This window comes from Klebsiella sp. Lac1, assembly GCF_009825425.1.
GTDB lineage: Bacteria > Pseudomonadota > Gammaproteobacteria > Enterobacterales > Enterobacteriaceae > Klebsiella > Klebsiella electrica.
The window spans coordinates 498,283-518,378 of sequence record NZ_VJZJ01000002.1; the positions used below are offsets into that span (position 1 = coordinate 498,283).

19 protein-coding genes and 1 other annotated feature are annotated in these 20,096 nt (G+C 56.1%); of the genes, 13 read left to right on the top strand and 6 right to left on the bottom strand.

Annotation, left to right across the window (positions count from 1 at the left end; translation table 11 throughout):
• A complete protein-coding gene (radA, locus tag FNY10_RS17825) occupies nt 1–1,383 on the top strand; it encodes a DNA repair protein RadA (protein WP_004857671.1) in 1,383 nt (460 codons plus the stop codon).
• A gap of 140 nt (nt 1,384–1,523) precedes the next feature.
• Nucleotides 1,524–2,756, top strand: coding sequence for a multifunctional transcriptional regulator/nicotinamide-nucleotide adenylyltransferase/ribosylnicotinamide kinase NadR (gene nadR, locus FNY10_RS17830; RefSeq protein WP_100682638.1), 1,233 nt, complete (start codon nt 1,524–1,526; stop codon nt 2,754–2,756).
• A gap of 101 nt (nt 2,757–2,857) precedes the next feature.
• On the opposite strand, the gene ettA is transcribed toward nadR, so the two are convergent.
• Nucleotides 2,858–4,525: an energy-dependent translational throttle protein EttA gene (ettA, locus tag FNY10_RS17835; RefSeq protein ID WP_004857675.1), complete on the bottom strand. Its 1,668-nt coding sequence runs from the start codon at nt 4,523–4,525 to the stop codon at nt 2,858–2,860.
• Nucleotides 4,526–4,758: 233 nt separating this feature from the next.
• On the opposite strand from ettA, the gene sltY reads away from it, so the two are divergent.
• Complete coding sequence (gene sltY / locus FNY10_RS17840) at nt 4,759–6,696, top strand: murein transglycosylase (protein ID WP_160702326.1); 1,938 nt, start codon at nt 4,759–4,761, stop codon at nt 6,694–6,696.
• Between the two features lie 153 nt (nt 6,697–6,849).
• The gene (trpR, locus tag FNY10_RS17845; RefSeq protein WP_015585187.1) at nt 6,850–7,176 is read left to right on the top strand and encodes a trp operon repressor; all 327 of its coding nucleotides are present in this window, start codon (nt 6,850–6,852) and stop codon (nt 7,174–7,176) included.
• Here the strand turns inward: trpR and yjjX are convergent.
• On the bottom strand, nt 7,163–7,678 hold the full coding sequence (gene yjjX / locus FNY10_RS17850; RefSeq protein WP_131049527.1) for an inosine/xanthosine triphosphatase: 516 nt from the start codon (nt 7,676–7,678) through the stop codon (nt 7,163–7,165). The two genes, trpR and yjjX, sit on opposite strands and share 14 nt — an antisense overlap.
• 113 nt (nt 7,679–7,791) lie before the next feature.
• Between yjjX and gpmB the strand changes: the two genes are divergently transcribed.
• Complete coding sequence (gpmB, locus tag FNY10_RS17855) at nt 7,792–8,439, top strand: 2,3-diphosphoglycerate-dependent phosphoglycerate mutase GpmB (protein WP_100682634.1); 648 nt, start codon at nt 7,792–7,794, stop codon at nt 8,437–8,439.
• On the opposite strand, the gene robA is transcribed toward gpmB, so the two are convergent.
• Nucleotides 8,436–9,305 (bottom strand): MDR efflux pump AcrAB transcriptional activator RobA, encoded by an 870-nt coding sequence (gene robA / locus FNY10_RS17860; protein WP_131049528.1) that lies wholly within the window; start codon nt 9,303–9,305, stop codon nt 8,436–8,438. The two genes, gpmB and robA, sit on opposite strands and share 4 nt — an antisense overlap.
• A gap of 211 nt (nt 9,306–9,516) precedes the next feature.
• Here robA and creA point away from each other — a divergent pair, with 211 nt between their 5' ends.
• Nucleotides 9,517–9,990, top strand: a complete 474-nt coding sequence (gene creA / locus FNY10_RS17865) for a protein CreA (RefSeq protein ID WP_004857687.1) — start codon at nt 9,517–9,519, stop codon at nt 9,988–9,990.
• Between the two features lie 86 nt (nt 9,991–10,076).
• On the opposite strand, the gene arcA is transcribed toward creA, so the two are convergent.
• Complete coding sequence (gene arcA / locus FNY10_RS17870) at nt 10,077–10,793, bottom strand: two-component system response regulator ArcA (RefSeq protein ID WP_100682632.1); 717 nt, start codon at nt 10,791–10,793, stop codon at nt 10,077–10,079.
• A gap of 95 nt (nt 10,794–10,888) precedes the next feature.
• Here arcA and yjjY point away from each other — a divergent pair, with 95 nt between their 5' ends.
• From yjjY to FNY10_RS17905, 7 genes are all read left to right on the top strand, one after another.
• On the top strand, nt 10,889–11,029 hold the full coding sequence (yjjY, locus tag FNY10_RS17875; RefSeq protein WP_049268126.1) for a protein YjjY: 141 nt from the start codon (nt 10,889–10,891) through the stop codon (nt 11,027–11,029).
• A 395-nt stretch (nt 11,030–11,424) separates the two neighbouring features.
• On the top strand, nt 11,425–12,111 hold the full coding sequence (locus tag FNY10_RS17880; RefSeq protein WP_131049529.1) for a tRNA/rRNA methyltransferase: 687 nt from the start codon (nt 11,425–11,427) through the stop codon (nt 12,109–12,111).
• Nucleotides 12,112–12,323: 212 nt separating this feature from the next.
• On the top strand, nt 12,324–12,392 hold the full coding sequence (gene thrL / locus FNY10_RS17885) for a thr operon leader peptide (protein ID WP_071824685.1): 69 nt from the start codon (nt 12,324–12,326) through the stop codon (nt 12,390–12,392).
• Nucleotides 12,331–12,448: a sequence feature (Thr leader region), on the top strand. Its footprint overlaps the gene before it by 62 nt.
• A gap of 25 nt (nt 12,449–12,473) precedes the next feature.
• Entirely contained in the window at nt 12,474–14,936 is a 2,463-nt protein-coding gene (gene thrA, locus FNY10_RS17890) for a bifunctional aspartate kinase/homoserine dehydrogenase I (RefSeq protein WP_100682630.1), read from the top strand.
• 1 nt (nt 14,937) lies between these two features.
• Nucleotides 14,938–15,867, top strand: a complete 930-nt coding sequence (gene thrB, locus FNY10_RS17895) for a homoserine kinase (RefSeq protein ID WP_131049531.1) — start codon at nt 14,938–14,940, stop codon at nt 15,865–15,867.
• Between the two features lie 3 nt (nt 15,868–15,870).
• A complete protein-coding gene (thrC, locus tag FNY10_RS17900; RefSeq protein ID WP_160702325.1) occupies nt 15,871–17,157 on the top strand; it encodes a threonine synthase in 1,287 nt (428 codons plus the stop codon).
• A gap of 225 nt (nt 17,158–17,382) precedes the next feature.
• On the top strand, nt 17,383–17,664 hold the full coding sequence (locus FNY10_RS17905) for a DUF2502 domain-containing protein (protein WP_160702324.1): 282 nt from the start codon (nt 17,383–17,385) through the stop codon (nt 17,662–17,664).
• A 41-nt stretch (nt 17,665–17,705) separates the two neighbouring features.
• Here FNY10_RS17905 and yaaA read toward each other — a convergent pair whose 3' ends face one another.
• Nucleotides 17,706–18,482 carry a peroxide stress protein YaaA gene (yaaA, locus tag FNY10_RS17910; protein ID WP_141965346.1) on the bottom strand — a complete coding sequence of 259 codons (777 nt, stop codon included), beginning with the start codon at nt 18,480–18,482 and terminating at the stop codon, nt 17,706–17,708.
• A gap of 77 nt (nt 18,483–18,559) precedes the next feature.
• The gene (locus FNY10_RS17915; protein ID WP_131049533.1) at nt 18,560–19,990 is read right to left on the bottom strand and encodes an alanine/glycine:cation symporter family protein; all 1,431 of its coding nucleotides are present in this window, start codon (nt 19,988–19,990) and stop codon (nt 18,560–18,562) included.
• Between the last annotated feature and the right edge of the window lie 106 nt (nt 19,991–20,096).

Here is a 20,096-nt window from a genome sequence, read left to right on the forward strand (position 1 = left end):
GTGGCGAAAGCTCCAAAACGCGCATTTGTCTGTAATGAATGTGGTGCGGATTACCCGCGCTGGCAGGGGCAGTGCAGCGCCTGTCATGCCTGGAATACCATCACCGAGGTGCGTATTGCCGCTTCGCCGCAGGTGGCGAGAAACGAGCGTCTGACGGGCTACGCCGGGAATGCCGGCGCGTCGAAGGTGCAAAAATTGTCGGAGATCAGCCTTGAGGCGCTACCGCGTTTCTCCACCGGTTTTAAAGAGTTTGACCGCGTGCTCGGCGGTGGCGTGGTGCCGGGCAGCGCCATTCTGATTGGCGGCAGTCCGGGGGCAGGTAAATCGACGCTGCTGCTGCAGACCCTGTGCCGACTGTCGGAAAACATGAAAACGCTGTACGTTACCGGGGAAGAGTCGTTGCAGCAGGTAGCGATGCGCGCGCACCGGCTGGGGCTGCCGACCGCTAACCTCAATATGCTCTCCGAAACCAGCATTGAGCAAATTTGCCAGATAGCCGATGACGAAAAACCGCAGCTGATGGTTATCGACTCGATCCAGGTGATGCATATGGCCGATGTGCAGTCGTCGCCGGGCAGCGTCGCTCAGGTACGCGAAACGGCGGCTTATCTGACGCGCTTTGCCAAAACGCGCGACGTGGCGATCATTATGGTCGGTCATGTGACCAAAGATGGCTCGCTGGCCGGACCGAAGGTGCTGGAGCACTGTATCGACTGTTCGGTGCTGCTGGATGGCGACGCCGATTCTCGCTTTCGGACCCTGCGCAGCCATAAAAACCGCTTTGGCGCGGTGAATGAGCTGGGGGTATTCGCGATGACCGAGCAGGGGCTGCGTGAAATCAGCAACCCTTCGGCGATTTTTCTCAGCCGCGGCGATGAAGTGACTTCCGGCAGCTCGGTGATGGTGGTCTGGGAAGGCACCCGTCCTCTGCTGGTGGAGATTCAGGCGCTGGTCGATCATTCCATGATGTCTAACCCGCGTCGCGTTGCGGTCGGGCTGGAGCAGAACCGTCTGGCGATTCTGCTGGCGGTGCTGCATCGTCACGGCGGCCTGCAGATGGCCGATCAGGATGTCTTTGTTAATGTCGTGGGCGGGGTGAAGGTGGCGGAAACCAGCGCCGACCTGGCGCTGCTGCTGGCGATGGTTTCCAGCCTGCGCGATCGTCCGCTGCCGCACGATCTGGTGGTATTTGGTGAAGTGGGGCTGTCCGGCGAAATCCGCCCGGTGCCCAGCGGCCAGGAGCGTATCTCCGAGGCGGCGAAACATGGCTTTCGTCGCGCCATCGTCCCGGCGGCCAACGTGCCGAAAAAAGCACCGGAAGGGATGCAAATCTTTGGTGTGAAAAAGCTTTCCGACGCGTTAAGCGTGTTTGACGACTTATAATTAAATACCCGCCGCCTGTCCGGCGGCAGAGGGCTGGCGGCGCAGGGCCGTATGAACGGCTGAATTGTCCCGGTTTATCGCCGTCTGCCGCCCGCAACCAACAGGGTATTTCTTCAGTTTTGCTAAAGCAGGAGGCTCTCGTGTCATCTTTCGACTATCTCAAAACCGCGATTAAGCAAAAGGGCTGTACGCTGCAACAGGTCGCGGAAGCCAGCGGAATGACCAAAGGCTATTTGAGCCAGCTGCTGAATGCCAAAATCAAAAGCCCAAGCGCGCAGAAGCTGGAAGCCCTGCACCGTTTTCTTGGCCTGGAATTCCCGCGTCGGCAAAAGAGCGTCGGCGTGGTATTTGGTAAGTTTTATCCGCTGCATACCGGGCATATCTATTTGATTCAGCGCGCCTGTAGCCAGGTGGACGAGCTGCATATCATTATGGGCTATGACGATCCCCGGGATCGCCAGCTGTTTGAAGACAGCGCGATGTCGCAGCAGCCGACGGTGCCAGATCGCCTGCGCTGGCTGCTACAAACCTTCAAATATCAGAAAAACATCCGCATTCATGCGTTTAATGAAGAGGGGATGGAACCTTATCCCCACGGCTGGGACGTGTGGAGCCGAGGGATCCGCGCATTTATGAGCGATAAAGGGATTCAGCCGAACTGGATCTACACCTCGGAAGAGGCCGATGCACAGCAATATCTGCAGCATCTGGGGATCGAAACCGTGCTTATCGATCCGAAACGGACATTTATGAGCATCAGCGGCGGGCAGATTCGTGAAAACCCGTTCCGCTACTGGGAGTACATCCCGACGGAAGTGAAACCGTTTTTCGTTCGTACGGTGGCCATTCTGGGCGGCGAATCGAGCGGGAAATCGACGCTGGTCAATAAGCTCGCGAACATCTTTAACACCACCAGCGCCTGGGAGTATGGTCGTGATTACGTCTTCTCGCACCTCGGCGGCGATGAGATGGCGCTGCAGTATTCCGATTATGACAAAATTGCGCTCGGCCACGCGCAGTATATTGATTTCGCGGTTAAATATGCCAATAAGGTGGCGTTTATCGACACCGATTTCGTCAGCACCCAGGCATTTTGCCTGAAGTATGAAGGGCGCGAACATCCCTTTGTTCAGGCGCTGATCGACGAGTACCGTTTTGACCTGGTGATTCTGCTGGAGAACAATACCCCGTGGGTCGCCGATGGCTTACGGAGTCTCGGGAGCTCGGTGGATCGCAAGGAGTTCCAGACGCTGCTGGTGTCGCTGCTCAAAGCCAATGAGATTGATTTTGTGCATGTGAAAGAGTCGGATTACGACATGCGCTTCCTGCGCTGCGTTGAGCTGGTCAAACAGCTGATGGGTGAACCGGGCTAAGCACATTCAGGGGCGTTCTGGCGCTCAGCATAAAAAAACGGATGGCCTGGGCCATCCGTTTTTCGTCATCCCGAAACCACCTCCTGGGAGGTGGCGATGGATTACTTCGCAATACGCTTGTACTTGATACGTTTTGGCTCCAGCGCATCGGCGCCGAGGGTGCGTTTCTTGTACTCTTCGTACTCGGTGAAGTTACCTTCGAAGAATTCGACTTTACCTTCATCCTGGTAATCCAGAATATGGGTCGCGATACGGTCGAGGAACCAACGGTCGTGCGAGATAACCATCGCGCAGCCCGGGAACTCCAGCAGGGCGTTTTCTAACGCGCGCAGGGTTTCGATATCCAGGTCGTTGGTCGGTTCATCGAGCAGCAGCACGTTACCGCCAACTTGCAGCAGCTTCGCGAGGTGCAGACGACCGCGTTCACCGCCGGAGAGTTCGCCCACGCGTTTACCCTGGTCGACGCCTTTAAAGTTAAAGCGACCGACGTAGGCGCGGCTAGGCATTTCGGTGTTGCCGATCTTCATGATATCCAGCCCGCCGGAGACTTCTTCCCAGACGGTTTTGCTGTTATCCATCGCGTCGCGGAACTGATCGACGGAAGCCAGCTTCACGGTTTCACCCAGGGTGATGGAACCGGCATCAGGCTGTTCCTGACCGGACATCATGCGGAACAGGGTCGATTTACCGGCGCCGTTAGGGCCGATAATCCCGACGATGGCCCCTTTCGGTACCGAGAAGGTCAGATCGTCAATCAGCACGCGGTCGCCGTAAGACTTACGCAGGTTGCTGACTTCAACAACTTTATCTCCCAGACGGGCTCCAGGCGGAATAAACAGTTCGTTGGTTTCGTTACGCTTCTGGTATTCGACGTTGTTAAGCTCTTCAAAGCGCGCCAGACGGGCTTTGCCCTTCGACTGACGGCCTTTCGCCCCCTGACGTACCCACTCCAGCTCTTTCTCAATGGATTTACGGCGCGCCGCTTCCTGAGAGGCTTCCTGCGCCAGACGCTGATCTTTCTGCTCCAGCCAGGAGGAGTAGTTGCCTTCCCACGGAATCCCTTCGCCGCGGTCCAGTTCGAGGATCCAGCCGGCCACGTTATCAAGGAAGTAACGGTCGTGGGTAATCGCCACCACGGTCCCTTCGAAGTCATGCAGGAAGCGCTCCAGCCAGGCCACGGATTCAGCATCCAGGTGGTTGGTCGGTTCGTCGAGCAGCAGCATGTCTGGTTTTTCCAGCAGCAGGCGGCACAGCGCCACGCGGCGGCGTTCCCCCCCGGACAGGTTGGCGATTTTCGCCTCCCAGTCCGGCAGACGCAGGGCATCGGCCGCACGTTCCAGCTGCACGTTCAGGTTATGGCCGTCGTGAGCCTGAATGATCTCTTCGAACTTGCCCTGCTGCGCCGCGAGTTTATCGAAGTCGGCATCTGGCTCAGCGTATTTGGCATACACCTCATCCAGGCCTTTCAGCGCGTTAACCACTTCGGCTACCGCTTCTTCTACCGACTCACGTACGGTCTGCTCCGGGTTCAGCTGTGGCTCCTGCGGCAGATAGCCAATTTTCAGGCCAGGCTGCGGGCGGGCTTCACCTTCGATGTCGGTATCAATGCCGGCCATAATACGTAACAGGGTAGATTTACCGGCGCCGTTCAGACCGAGAACGCCGATCTTCGCGCCAGGGAAGAAGCTCAGGGAGATATTTTTCAAAATATGACGTTTCGGCGGAACCACTTTGCCGACACGATGCATGGTATAAACGAATTGAGCCACGGTGGACTTCGCCTCTTTTATTTTGATGAATAGTTTTCAAAGGCGAAGTGTAGCCTTTTTCACGCGTTAAGCCCAGCGAGGCGATGGGATTCACAAAAGAGTAAAAAAATGTCCAGGACGTGGCACGTTTGGCGTTGTCTGGTTAGCATATCTATAGCGACACCGGGACATTTAAAAAGCGGCATGATGCTGCTCAGATGTAGTGAGATGTACTTTTAACAGAGGAAGAGCTTGTGGAAAAAGCCAAAACGATGGCATGGCGTCTTCTGGCGGCCAGCGTGAGTTTGCTGACGCTCAGCCAGCTGGCGCATGCGGATTCACTGGATGAACAGCGCAGTCGCTACGCTCAAATTAAGCAGGCATGGGATAGCCGGCAGATGTCCGTTGTCGAACAGCTCATGCCTACGCTGACTACCTATCCGCTGTACCCCTATCTGCAGTACCGGCAGATCACTGACGATCTGATGAACCAGCCGGCGCTGGTGGTGAAAAACTTCATTGAAGCGAATCCGACGCTGCCGCCGGCGCGTACCCTGAAATCGCGCTTTGTTAACGAGCTGGCGCGCCGTACCGACTGGAGCGGACTGCTGGCGTTCAGCCCGGAAAAACCCGCCACCACCGAAGCGCAATGTAATTACTACTACGCGAAGCTGAGCGTGGGCCAGGCGCAAGAGGCCTGGGACGGCGCGAAAACACTGTGGCTGACCGGCAAGAGCCAGCCAAATGCCTGTGACGTGCTGTTTAGCGCCTGGCGCGATTCCGGTAAGCAGGATCCGCTGGCCTGGCTTGAGCGTATTCGCCTGGCCATGAAGGCGGGCAACACCGCACTGGTCAGCGTGCTGGCCCAGCAGATGCCGCCTGAATATCAGACGATTTCGTCAGCGGTTGTGGCGCTGGCTAACGATCCGAACACCGTCATGACCTTTGCCCGCACCACCGGCGCGACGGATTTTACCCGCCAGATGGCGGCGGTGGCCTTCGCCAGCGTGGCGCGCCAGGATGTCGAAAACGCCCGGCTGATGATTCCGTCGCTGGTGCAGGCGCAGAAGCTCAATGAAGACCAAACCCAGGAGCTGCGGGATATTGTTGCCTGGCGCCTGATGGGCAACGATGTGACCGAAGAGCAGGCTATCTGGCGCGATGACGCGATTATGCGTTCGCAATCCACCGCGTTAGTGGAGCGCCGGGTGCGGATGGCGCTGGGAGCGGGGGATCGCCACGGGCTGAATACCTGGCTGGCCCGTCTGCCGATGGAAGCGAAAGAGAAAGATGAGTGGCGCTACTGGCAGGCGGATCTGCTGCTGGAGCGCGGGCGCGATGACGAAGCGAAAGCGATTCTCCGTTCGTTGATGCAGCAGCGTGGTTTCTACCCGATGATTGCCGCCCAGCGTCTGGGAGAGGATTTCACCTTCCGGATCGATAAGGCGCCAGCGAATCTCGATCCTGCGCTGACCTCCGGGCCGGAAATGGCACGGGTACGCGAGCTGATGTACTGGAATATGGACAATACCGCTCGCAGCGAATGGGCAAATCTGGTGACCAGCCGGACGAAAGATCAGCAGGCGCAGCTGGCGCGCTATGCATTCAACCAGCACTGGTGGGATCTCAGCGTCCAGGCGACCATCGCCGGGAAGCTGTGGGACCAGCTGGAGGAACGTTTCCCGCTGGCCTACAACGATCTCTTCGCGCGCTATATCAGCGGTAAAGCTATCCCGCAGAGCTATGCGATGGCGATTGCTCGCCAGGAGAGCGCATGGAACCCGAAAGTTCGCTCTCCGGTTGGCGCCAGCGGCCTGATGCAAATCATGCCGGGGACGGCGACCCATACGGTGAGTATGTTCAGTATCCCAGGCTACAGCAGTCCGTCGCAGCTGCTGGATCCCGAGACCAATATCAATATCGGCACCAGCTATCTGCAGTATGTTTATCAGCAGTTTGGCAATAACCGCATCTATGCTTCCGCGGCCTACAATGCAGGCCCTGGGCGGGTTCGAACCTGGCAGGGCAATAGCGCAGGGCGAATTGATGCGGTGGCGTTTATCGAGAGTATTCCGTTCTCGGAAACGCGGGGTTACGTGAAGAACGTGCTCTCCTACGATGCCTATTATCGTTACTTTATGGGGCAGAAAGCAGCACTGCTCAGCGATGCGGAGTGGCAGCAGCGGTACTAATCTCCGGCGGATTACGCGTGACAAAACGGGCCAGCCACTGCGCTGTTGCGCGAAATCCATAGAGTATTGCCCGGAGTATGTTATGCTTTGTACTCGTTAATGAGTACATCAGACAGGCGGCCCTGGTCGCCTGTCGCAACATGGCGGCGTAACATGACCCAACAATCCCCTTATTCAGCGGCTGTAGCCGAACAGCGTCATCAGGAATGGCTTCGCTTTGTGGCGTTACTCCAGCAGGCGTACGCCGACGATCTGCATCTGCCATTGCTGCAATTAATGCTGACGCCCGACGAGCGCGAGGCGCTGGGCACGCGCGTGCGGATCATTGAAGAGTTGCTGCGTGGCGAGATGAGCCAGCGCGAGCTGAAAAGTGAACTCGGCGCCGGGATTGCCACCATTACCCGTGGCTCTAACAGTCTGAAATCCGCGCCGCCCGAGCTGCGACAGTGGCTGGAACAGGCGTTGCTTAACGGTAAATAAGGTTATGGAACGGGCTTAATGCCAGTACCACCGCCTGGTGGTAGACGCTGCTGCGCGTGAGCTTCCCGGCGGTAAAGACGCCGATAGCCCCTTCTTTACGACCAATTTCATCAATGCCGGTATGCTGCGACATCACCGGCCCTAATGCTTCGCCGGCACGTACTTTTTCCAGAATCACCGCCGGTAGCGGCAGCGTCGCCGAGCGCGCTTCGCCGCGCTGATGACGATCCTCAATCACTATCCAGCTAAAGGTGCTGTCGTCGTCGATCCCGGCCTCAATGGCGACCCAGAAGTCGGCATTTGGCTGCACGGCGCGCGCATTGGCGACCCTGTTTCGTGCGCCAGCGCGCGTTTCCTCGTTTCCAAACGGCTGTTCCGGCACACCACTCTCGACGGCGACGGACTCAATGTGGCAGGATCCTTCGCCGAAGATCTCGTTAAAAGCCTGTAGAATTGCCTGAATTTTGGCGGGATTAGTGGTAGCTGAGACAACATGGTGCATAATCAAACAACTCAGAATAAATTTACGTCATCGCAGTATACTCCAAATCGTTTTCGTTGCCGCGCGCGACGCCGGCAGCCGAAATTGTGAAGAGCACAGAACGGAAAAATAGCATGTTACAGGTACACCTTGTTCGCCATGGCGAAACGCAGTGGAACGCCGAGCGGCGCATTCAGGGCCAGTCAGACAGCCCGTTAACGCCTCACGGCGAGCGCCAGGCCTGGCAGGTCGGCGAACGCGCCAGAACGCTGGGCATTACGCATATCATTGCCAGCGATTTGGGGCGTACGCGCCGGACGGCAGAGATTATCGCGGAAGCCTGCGCCTGCGATGTCATCCTTGATTCACGGCTGCGTGAGCTGGATATGGGGATTCTTGAGAAACGCCATATCGACTCGCTGAGCGAGGAAGAAGAAGAGTGGCGTCGTCGGTTGGTTGATGGCACCCCGGATGGCCGTATCCCGCAGGGAGAGTCGATGCTGGAGCTGAGCGAGCGTATGCACGCGGCGCTGGCGTCCTGCCTGGAACTGCCTGCCGGAAGCCGGCCGCTGCTGGTGAGCCACGGTATTGCGCTGGGCTGTCTGGTCAGTACGATTCTGGGGCTGCCGGCACATGCGGAACGCCGCCTGCGTCTGCGTAACTGCTCGATTTCACGCGTTGATTATCAGCAGAGTCTGTGGCTGGCATCGGGCTGGGTGGTGGAAACCGCGGGAGATGTGTCGCATCTTGACGCCCCCGCTCTGGATGAACTGCAGCGTTAACGACGAATCGGGATCAGGTATTCGCAACGCAGCTGAATCGGCGTGGCTTGATCCCGGCTATTATCCTCAGGGAAGAAGCGTTCGATATCCAGACCTTTGCGGCGGGTCAGGTTCAGCATTGGCATGCAGGTGCCATACACCGTCAGGATAAACTCCTGCAGCCCGCTTGCTAAGCCTTCATAAGCGAACATCACGTACTCGCCACCTTCCAGAGTGATCGGCTGGGAGTTGTGCAGGTGGCCGTTAGCCATCTCCGGCGTCAGCGCAGTGGTGTAGAAGACCTCTTGCTCGTCATCTTTCTCGAGGCTTGGACGCGGTTCGTGCAGACCGTACAGCGTGGGCGGAATCGACGGCGAATTGCCGAGGAAATCACGCCAGAACTGAACGCGCATCTGGTTACGAAAGTCGGAGATTTCCTCCAGCTTACAGGTGTAGCTTTGGGTGATGCCGATCAGTTGGGTATTGCTCAGGGTGACGAACTCATACTGCGGCATCGTGAATTCGCCGAGGCGCAGCGGGGGACGCATCCCGTAAGAGCTCCAGTCAGGAGAGCGGCGATACAGCGCCGGCGTTAACGAAAACTGCTTTTTAAACGCGCGGGTGAAGGTCTGCTGCGAGTCAAAACGATACTGGAGCGCGATGTCGAGAATCGGGCGGGCGGTCAGGCGCAGGGCGACCGCTGATTTTGATAAACGGCGAGCGCGAATATAGGCACCGATGGCTTGGCCGGTTACGTCTTTAAACATTCTTTGCAAATGCCACTTGGAATAACCCGCCTTGGCTGCCACATTATCTAGTGAGAGCGGTTGATCCAGGTGACCTTCCAGCCAGCTAAGGAGATCGCGAATAATCCCTGCTTGATCCATAAAATGTCCTCATCCTTAAACTCAGGTGCCTGCTTACTAAGGTAGCGGATAATAGCATTTTTTGATGTTTTAGCATTCAGTGTTTTTTTTGCCTGTAAATGCGATTTGTCAGCAGGCGTTTTAGCTGTTTTGGTAACGCGTTGATCTATAAACCTTTTTCCGCTGAGTCTGGAATCATCACTTAGCTAAATTTTAATAAAATGGTAATAATATGAAATACAAGAGGTTAGTTGCGGGGCTGCTTTTACTGGCGGGATGTCAGGTTGCGCAGGCGGAACAAATTGGTTCCGTAGATACCGTATTCAAATTCTTTGGCCCGGATCATAAAATCGTCGTTGAGGCCTTTGACGATCCGGATGTTCAGAACGTGACGTGCTATATCAGCCGGGCGAAAACCGGTGGGATTAAGGGCGGTCTGGGCCTTGCGGAAGATACGTCAGATGCGGCGATTTCTTGCCAGCAGGTGGGGCCTATCGAACTGAACGATAAAATCAAAAACGGTAAGTCACAGGGCGACGTGGTTTTCCAGAAACGTACCTCGCTGGTGTTTAAAAAGCTGCAGGTGGTCCGTTTTTACGATAGCAAACGTAATGCGCTGATCTATCTGAGCTATTCGGATAAAGTCGTCGACGGTTCACCGAAGAATGCGCTCAGCGCCGTGCCAATCATGCCGTGGAATAAATAACGCGGCGCCTCGTGGCATCTGATTTGCACATAAAAAAACGGCGCATTAAGCGCCGTTTTTACGTTGCGGGAGCAGGAAAACGACTGTTATTCCTGCAGGTCGCCGCAGAAGCGATAACCTTCGCCGTGAATCGTGGCGATGATTTCCGGTGTATCCGGAGTCGACTCAAAATGCTTACGAATGCGACGGATGGTCACGTCAACGGTACGGTCGTGCGGCTTAAGCTCACGGCCGGTCATTTTCTTCAGCAGTTCAGCACGTGACTGGATCTTGCCCGGGTTCTCGCAGAAGTGCAGCATCGCGCGGAATTCACTGCGCGGCAGCTTGTACTGCTCACCGTTTGGGCTGACCAGCGAACGGCTATTGATATCCAGTTCCCAGCCGTTGAACTTATAGCTTTCTACGCTGCGACGCTCTTCGCTTATGGTACCCAGATTCATGGTACGGGAGAGGAGGTTGCGTGCGCGAATGGTCAGTTCACGGGGGTTAAACGGTTTAGTGATATAGTCATCAGCGCCGATTTCGAGGCCCAGAATCTTATCAACTTCGTTATCGCGGCCGGTAAGGAACATCAGCGCGACGTCAGCCTGTTCGCGCAGTTCACGCGCTAACAGAAGACCATTTTTACCTGGCAGGTTGATATCCATGATCACCAGGTTGATATCATTTTCAGACAGGATCTGATGCATTTCCGCGCCATCGGTCGCTTCGAACACATCATAACCTTCTGCTTCGAAAATACTTTTTAACGTGTTGCGTGTTACCAACTCGTCTTCAACGATAAGAATGTGCGGGGTCTGCATGTTTGCTACCTAAATTGCCAACTAAATCGAAACAGGAAGTACCAAAGTCCCTGACCTGCCTGGTACATGTCGCAAATTAACATGTCCGGCGTAACATGACTAAAGTACGTAATTGCGTTCTTGATGCACTTTCCATCAACGTCAACAACATCATTAGCTTGGTCGTGGGTACTTTCCCTCTGGACCCGACGGTGTCAAAAACGGCTGTCATCCTAACCATTTTAACAGCAATATAACAGGCTAAGAGAGGCTGAACACCCCATAAAACTACGCTTCGTTGACATATATCAAATTCAATTGTAGCACGTTAACAGTCTTGTGAAATCATTGTATTGAAATGCTATTTATCGTCACAAATCTTACACCGCTCAAATGGTTGCGCTGGTAAATTGATAAACACGTTGAATCCAACGATCGTTCAGCGCGGTTTCGATAAATATCATTGGCAAACATATGGATAAATGCGTTCTGTTAACATACTCCGCCCCATGGTCCGTTGGAAACAGTTTAGGCTTTTTTATGGGGAATAATGCGCAATTTTAGTGATTTTTGTTGCAAATTTGTAAATTTTCGCCGCGTAAAATGGGGATAGTTTCATTTTCGCCGCGTGAGAGAGTAGAAGAGAGCTACCATGCATGTATCGATTGTATTAGTTGCCCCGGCGAGGGCAGAAAACGTTGGCGCGGCGGCACGCGCGATGAAAACCATGGGTTTTCGCGATCTGCGTATCGTTGACAGCGATGCCCATCTTCAGCCTGCGGCTCGATGGGTTGCGCATGGTTCCGGAGATATTCTCGATAATATAAACACTTATCCAACGCTGGAACAGGCGCTGCATGACGTCGACTTTACCGTCGCCACAACGGCCCGCAGCCGGGCGCGTTTCCATTACTACGCCACGCCGCAGCAACTGCTGCCGCTGATGGCGGAGAAAGCCGCGTGGATGAACCACGCGGCGCTGGTCTTTGGGCGGGAAGATTCCGGGCTGACTAACGAAGAGCTGGCTCTTGCCGATGTGCTGACAGGTGTGCCGATGGTGGCCGACTATCCTTCGCTTAACTTAGGGCAGTCGGTGATGGTCTACTGCTATCAATTGAGCGCTTTGGTTCAGCAGACGCCGGCAGTTTCTGCCAGCGTCGATGAAAATCAGCTGCAGGCATTGCGTCTGCGGACGCTCGATTTATTGACCCGCCTGGGCGTGTCTGAAGACGTCAAACTGACCGACTGGCTCCAGCAGCGAATTGGGCTTTTAGAGCAGCGAGACACGGCAATGTTGCACCGGTTGCTGCACGATATTGAAAAAAACCTGCCAGATTAAAGTTCTGCTATAAGTTTTAAATATGGTTATATCTGCCAGTATCAAGCGCTACATATCGCAAATTCAGGTGAATTGTCAGATCATTGTGGCGCATTGACCCGATGCGGCGAAGTGGGTGAAATGTAAAAATTCGTTGACTTAAACCGGCAGATACTTTAACCAATATAGGCACAGGACACAGACAGATAAAAATTACAGAGTACACAACATCCATGAAACGCATCAGCATGATGACAACCATTATCACCATCACCATTACCACAGGTAACGGTGCGGGCTGACGCGTACAGGAAACACAGAAAAAAGCCCGCACCTGAACAGTGCGGGCTTTTTTTTCGACAAAAAATCTAGGGGTAACAACCATGCGCGTGTTGAAGTTCGGCGGTACATCAGTGGCAAATGCAGAACGTTTTCTGCGGGTTGCCGATATTCTGGAGAGCAATGCCAGGCAGGGGCAGGTAGCAACCGTCCTGTCTGCCCCGGCGAAAATTACCAACCATCTGGTCGCGATGATTGAAAAAACCATCGGCGGCCAGGACGCGCTCACCAATATCTCCGACGCTGAACGCATTTTTGCTGAACTGCTGCAGGGCCTCGCCGACGCGCAACCGGGGTTCCCGCTGGCGCGGCTGAAAGCCTTCGTCGCGCAAGAGTTTGCCCAGATTAAACATGTGCTGCATGGTATCAGCCTGCTTGGTCAGTGCCCCGATAGCGTCAACGCCGCGTTGATTTGCCGCGGCGAGAAGCTGTCTATCGCCGTGATGGCGGGCCTGCTGGAAGCTCGCGGCCACAAAGTTAGTGTGATTAACCCCGTCGAAAAACTGCTGGCCGTTGGCCATTATCTCGAATCCACCGTCGATATCGCTGAATCGACCCGCCGCATTGCCGCCAGCCAGATTCCGGCCGACCATATGGTGCTGATGGCCGGGTTTACCGCCGGTAACGAAAAAGGGGAGCTGGTGGTGCTGGGGCGCAATGGCTCAGACTACTCTGCCGCCGTGCTGGCCGCCTGCCTGCGCGCCGACTGTTGTGAAATCTGGACCGACGTCGATGGGGTATATACCTGCGACCCGCGTCAGGTTCCCGATGCGCGTCTGCTGAAGTCGATGTCATATCAGGAAGCGATGGAGCTCTCCTACTTCGGGGCTAAAGTTCTGCATCCGCGCACCATTGCCCCTATCGCTCAGTTCCAGATTCCCTGCCTGATTAAAAATACCGGTAATCCGCAGGCACCAGGTACGCTGATCGGCGCCAGCCTTGATGAAGATGGTCTGCCGGTCAAAGGCATTTCTAACCTCAATAATATGGCGATGTTTAACGTCTCTGGTCCGGGGATGAAAGGCATGGTCGGTATGGCCGCCCGCGTGTTTGCCACCATGTCCCGCGCCGGGATTTCAGTGGTCCTGATCACCCAGTCCTCTTCTGAATACAGCATCAGCTTCTGCGTACCGCAAAGCGACTGCGCGCGCGCAAAACGGGTGATGGAAGAAGAGTTCTACCTGGAGCTGAAAGAGGGCCAGCTGGAGCCGCTGTCGATCATGGATCGTCTGGCGATTATCTCCGTGGTGGGCGACGGTATGCGCACGCTGCGCGGGATCTCGGCGAAGTTCTTCGCCGCGCTGGCTCGCGCGAATATCAATATTGTGGCGATTGCCCAGGGCTCTTCCGAGCGTTCTATTTCCGTGGTGGTCAGCAATGATGATGCGACCACCGGGGTGCGCGTGACCCACCAGATGCTGTTCAACACCGATCAGGTGATTGAAGTCTTTGTTATCGGCGTCGGCGGCGTCGGCGGCGCGCTGATTGAACAGATTAAGCGTCAGCAGGGCTGGCTGAAGAACAAACATATCGACCTGCGCGTCTGCGGCGTGGCGAATTCACAGGCCCTGCTGACTAACGTGCACGGGCTGAATCTCGAAAACTGGCGCGCGGAACTGGCCGAAGCGAAAGAGTCGCTGAATCTGGGCCGCCTGATTCGCCTGGTCAAAGAGTACCATCTGCTGAACCCGGTTATCGTCGACTGTACTTCCAGTCAGGCGGTCGCCGATCAGTACGCCGATTTCCTGCGCGAAGGTTTCCACGTGGTGACGCCGAACAAAAAGGCCAATACCTCCTCGCTGGATTACTACCATCAGCTGCGTCATGCCGCCAGCAGCTCGCGCCGCAAATTTCTCTACGACACCAACGTTGGCGCCGGTCTGCCGGTGATTGAAAACCTGCAAAACCTGCTGAATGCCGGCGATGAGCTGCTGCACTTCTCCGGTATTCTTTCTGGCTCTCTGTCGTTTATTTTCGGTAAGCTGGATGAGGGCATGAATCTCTCCGAAGCAACAACCCTGGCGCGCGAGATGGGGTATACCGAACCGGATCCGCGCGACGATCTTTCTGGCGTCGATGTTGCGCGTAAGCTGCTGATTCTGGCCCGTGAAACCGGCCGTGAGCTGGAGCTGTCCGATATTGTCGTCGAACCGGTATTGCCTGCACAATTTGATGCCAGCGGCGACGTTGAGAGCTTTATGGCGCGCTTGCCTTCGCTGGATGACGAGTTTGCTTCCCGGGTTGCTCAGGCGCGTGATGAAGGTAAAGTCTTGCGTTACGTCGGTAACATCGAAGAGGATGGGACCTGTCGCGTGAAAATTGCCGCTGTTGACGGTAACGATCCGCTGTTCAAAGTGAAAAATGGCGAAAACGCCCTGGCCTTTTACAGCCATTATTATCAGCCGCTGCCGCTGGTGCTGCGCGGCTATGGTGCAGGTAACGACGTCACGGCGGCCGGTGTGTTTGCTGACCTGTTGCGCACCCTGTCATGGAAGTTAGGAGTTTAAGATGGTCAAAGTATATGCCCCGGCTTCCAGTGCCAATATGAGCGTCGGGTTTGATGTGCTGGGCGCGGCGGTGACGCCGGTTGATGGCACGCTGCTGGGGGACAACGTTTCGGTTGCGGCGGCAGACAGCTTCAGCCTGCAAAACGTCGGCCGCTTTGCCAGCAAGCTGCCCTCCGCGCCGCAGGAGAACATTGTTTACCAGTGCTGGGAGCGTTTTTGCCAGGAGATCGGCAAAAAAGTTCCGGTGTCGATGGTGCTGGAAAAAAACATGCCGATTGGTTCTGGCCTCGGCTCCAGCGCCTGCTCTGTCGTCGCCGCGCTGGTGGCGATGAATGAATTCTGCGGTAAGCCGCTGAATGAGACGCGTATGCTGGCGCTGATGGGGGAGATGGAAGGGCGTATTTCCGGCAGTATCCACTATGACAACGTCGCGCCTTGTTACCTGGGCGGCATGCAGCTGATGATTGAAGAGAATGGCATTATCAGCCAGCAGGTACCGGGGTTTGACGAATGGCTGTGGGTGCTGGCTTATCCGGGCATTAAAGTGTCGACGGCGGAAGCGCGTGCCATCCTCCCGGCGCAGTATCGCCGCCAGGACTGTATCGCTCACGGTCGTCACCTGGCGGGCTTTATTCATGCCTGCTACACCCGCCAGCCGCAGCTGGCAGCGAAATTGATGAAAGATGTGATTGCCGAACCGTATCGCACTAAACTGCTGCCGGGCTTCAGTGAAGCGCGTCAGGCGACGATGGAGATCGGTGCGCAGGCGTGCGGTATCTCTGGCTCCGGCCCGACGCTGTTTGCGCTGTGCGATAAGCCGGAAACTGCGCAGCGCGTTGCGGACTGGCTGGGCACGCATTATCTGCAGAATCAGGAAGGCTTCGTTCATATTTGCCGGCTGGATACGGCGGGCGCACGAGTAGTGGGATAACCAATGAAACTCTATAATTTAAAAGATCATAACGAACAGGTCAGCTTTGCGCAGGCCGTTACGCAGGGGCTTGGCAAGCAACAGGGGCTGTTCTTTCCGCACGATCTGCCGGAATTTAGCCTGACTGAAATTGACGACATGCTGGAGATGGATTTGGCCTCCCGCAGCGCCAGAATTCTGTCGGCTTTTATTGGCGACGAGATCCCGCAGGAGATCCTCAAAGAGCGTATCGCCGCCGCTTTCACCTTCCCGGCTCCGGTCAGTAAGGTGCAGGATGATGTCGGCTGTCTGGAGCTGTTCCACGGCCCGACGCTGGCGTTTAAGGATTTCGGCGGTCGCTTTATGGCGCAGATGCTGACCCACATTGCCGGCGATAAACCGGTGACGATTCTGACCGCTACCTCCGGTGATACCGGCGCGGCGGTTGCACATGCGTTTTACGGCCTGCCGAATGTCAAAGTCGTTATTCTGTATCCGCGCGGCAAGATCAGCCCGCTGCAGGAAAAACTGTTCTGCACCCTGGGCGGCAACATTGAAACCGTGGCGATAGATGGCGATTTCGATGCCTGCCAGGCGCTGGTGAAACAGGCCTTTGACGATGAAGAGCTGAAGGTCGCTCTGGGCCTGAACTCCGCGAACTCCATCAATATCAGCCGTCTGCTGGCGCAGATTTGCTACTACTTCGAAGCGGTGGCCCAGCTGCCGCAGGAAGCCCGCAACCAGCTGGTCATTTCCGTGCCGAGCGGTAACTTTGGCGATCTGACCGCTGGTCTGCTGGCGAAGTCTTTAGGTCTGCCGATTAAGCGCTTTATTGCCGCCACCAACGCCAATGACACCGTGCCGCGCTTCCTGCAGGACGGCAACTGGGCGCCGAAAGCGACTCAGGCGACGCTGTCTAACGCCATGGACGTCAGCCAGCCGAACAACTGGCCGCGCGTGGAAGAGCTGTTCCGTCGCAAAGTCAGGCGCCTGAACGAGCTGGGCTATGCGGCCGTCGACGATGAAACCACCAAACAGGCGATGCGTGAGCTGAAAGCCATTGGCTACACCTCAGAGCCGCATGCGGCTATCGCCTGGCGCGCGCTGCGCGACCAGCTGCAGCCGGGCGAATACGGTCTGTTCCTCGGTACCGCGCACCCGGCGAAGTTCAAGGAGAGCGTAGAAGAGATCCTCCAGCAGACGCTGCCGCTGCCGAAAGAGCTGGCCGATCGCGCCGACCTGCCGCTGCTGTCGCATAATCTGCCGGCGGATTTCGCCGCGCTGCGCCAACTGATGATGGGCAAAGCATAACGGCCTTTTATCGCCGCATGATGTTCTCAGGCCGGGCCTTTGCGCCCGGCTTTTTTATTGGTGAAAATGGAGAAACTATGCAGAAAAAAAGCAGGGAAAATGGATGAATGACCAATAAATGCCGGGGGGCAAAGATTAGGATTGCGGAGAATAACTCACGGTGTCGCTCAGGGGTAATCTTTGATTATCGCCCCCATGCGGGGACTGTTAATGAAGGGGAAACCGATGTCAACGCTGAAGTCTGTGATCCTTGCGCTTTCGATGTCGCTGGTGGCTCCCGCTGTGGTTCACGCATCGGAGATCACGCTGGTGCCGGCAGTCAAACTGCAAATTGGCGATCGCGACAATTACGGTAACTACTGGGACGGCGGCCGCTGGCGCGACCACGAATGGTGGGGTCGTCATTACGACTGGCGCGATAACCACTGGCGCGCGCATGACGAGCATCGCCATGATCATCATAATGACCGCGATCGTGGCCCGGATCGTGACTGGCGCCATCACTAAGTCTTCCGTCCCGGTCGCCGTGAGGGCGGCCGGGAAGGGGATTAGCGTTCGTGGCGTTTAAAGACCATCTCATCTTTCTTGTCGGAGGCTTCGGCGTCGAAGAAATAGCCTTCGCTGTTGAAGCGGGTTAGCTGTTCAGGCCGGGTTAAACGGTTCTCAATGATATAACGGCTCATTAACCCGCGCGCCTTTTTGGCATAGAAACTGATCACTTTAAACTGGCCGTTTTTCTCATCGAGGAACACGGGCTTAATGATTTTACCTTGTAACTGTTTTGTCTTCACCGAGCGGAAGTATTCATCAGAAGCCAGGTTAATCACGATATCGTCTCCCTGAGCCTTCAGCGCCTGGTTCAGTTTATCGGTAATCACCTCGCCCCAGAACTGGTAGAGATCTTTGCCTTTGCTATTCTCCAGCTTAATGCCCATTTCCAGACGATAGGGTTGCATCAGATCCAGCGGACGCAGCACGCCGTAGAGGCCGGAAAGCATACGCAAATGCTGCTGGGCAAAATCGAAATCGTCTTCGCTGAGGGTTTCCGCCTGCAGTCCGGTATAAACGTCGCCTTTAAACGCCAGAATGGCCTGGCGCGCATTTTGCGGCGTGAAGTCCGGGTGCCAGTCATGAAAGCGGGTGGCGTTCAGGTCTGCCAGCTTATCGCTGATGCTCATCAATTTGCCGATCTGCGGCGCTGAGAGCCGACGCGCGACGCCGATCAGCTCCTGGGAATATTCCAGCAGTTCAGGCTGGCTGTAGCGTGCTGTGGCCAGCGGACTTTGGTAGTCGAGTGTTTTGGCAGGTGAAATAAGAATCAGCATATCCGGTCCTTGCAGGGGATTTTCCGTGACTTTAACAAAAAAAGAGCGCGCTGGGATCGATAGCTGCGATTGCCGCGTTATTCACGCGGCAGCTCATCCCAGGCTCCAGGTGCCAGCTGCTGGTTAATTTCCGGGTAGCGCGTGGCGTCAAACGTCGGCCGCACGCCCAGCCGCCGCTGGCTAAGATAATCAGTGGCCAGAATCCGCACCGTAGGCGACAGCAGTAAAATGGCGGTCAGGTTAGTGATGGCCATCAGCGCCATGATGGTATCCGCCAGCTGCCAGACAACCGGCAAACCGATCAGCGCGCCGGTGATGACCATCACCAGGGTGAGGATCCGCAGCGCCCAGATATACCGGGGGCCATTAATACGCAGAAATATCAGGTTATTTTCAGCATAGATGTAGTTTGCGACGATAGAGCTGAAGGCGAAGAGCAGCACGATGATCGCCACGAATCCCGCCCCCCAGCTGCCAACCAGAGAGGTCATGGCATGCTGAATACTCTGGATGCCATTCGCGGCATCTTCCGCATCGTCTTGTGGCGCCAGCATGATAATGACCGCGCTGGCGGTACAGATGACGATGGTATCGATGAGGACGCCAATCATTTGCACGATCCCCTGCGCCGCCGGGTGCGGGGGCCAGGAAGCCGCTGCCGCCGCGGCGTTAGGGGTTGACCCCATTCCCGCTTCATTTGAGAACATGCCGCGCTGAAAACCGCTGGTGATTGCCTGGCTGATGGTATAGCCCACTGCGCCGGCGGCGGCTTCCTGCCAGCCGAACGCACTGCGGAAAATGGCCTCGAAAATGGCCGGCAGTGCCGTAATGTGCCAGAGGCCAATCAGCAGGCTGGTGGCTATCCAAAGCAGAGCCATCAGCGGCACAATCCACTGCATTAACTTCGCCACGCTCCGCAACCCCCGGACGATAACCAGCAGGGTCATCAGCGCCAGCGCGCAGCCGGTCACAATGGCGGGAAGGTTAAAGGCATAGGCCATCGCGTGCGCGATGGAGTTGGCCTGCACGGTGTTGAAAATCACTCCATAGGCCAGCAGGAGCAGGATAGAAAACACGATGCCCATCCAGCGCATGCCCAGACCCCGGGACATGTACCAGGCCGGGCCTCCGCGGAATTGCCCGTGGGCATCGCGCTCTTTGTAGAGCTGGGCAAGAGAACATTCGGCAAAGCTGCTGGCCATGCCGAGCAGCGCGGAAACCCACATCCAGAAGACGGCACCGGGCCCGCCGGCAGAGATAGCCAGCGCGACGCCAACCAGGTTGCCGCTGCCCACGCGCGCCGCGAGGCTGGTGCACAGGGCCTGGAAAGAGGTTAAGCCGCCGGGCTGGGGCTGGAGGCTTTTTTTTAGACTTTTCCCAAACTGGCGAACATAACGAAACTGAATGAATTTTGTTCGCCAGGTAAACCAGATGCCGGCGCCCAGTAACAGATAAATCATGACTGAGCCCCAGAGTATTTCATTGATAAAAGAGAAAAAATCAGGCATTAACCGTCCTCTTGTCCATGCCGGAACGCTAGTGTAAGCGCTACCAATTCAGTGACAATCCCTTAGCATTCAGCGAACTAATTCATCGAGTTTATCACACTCTGCG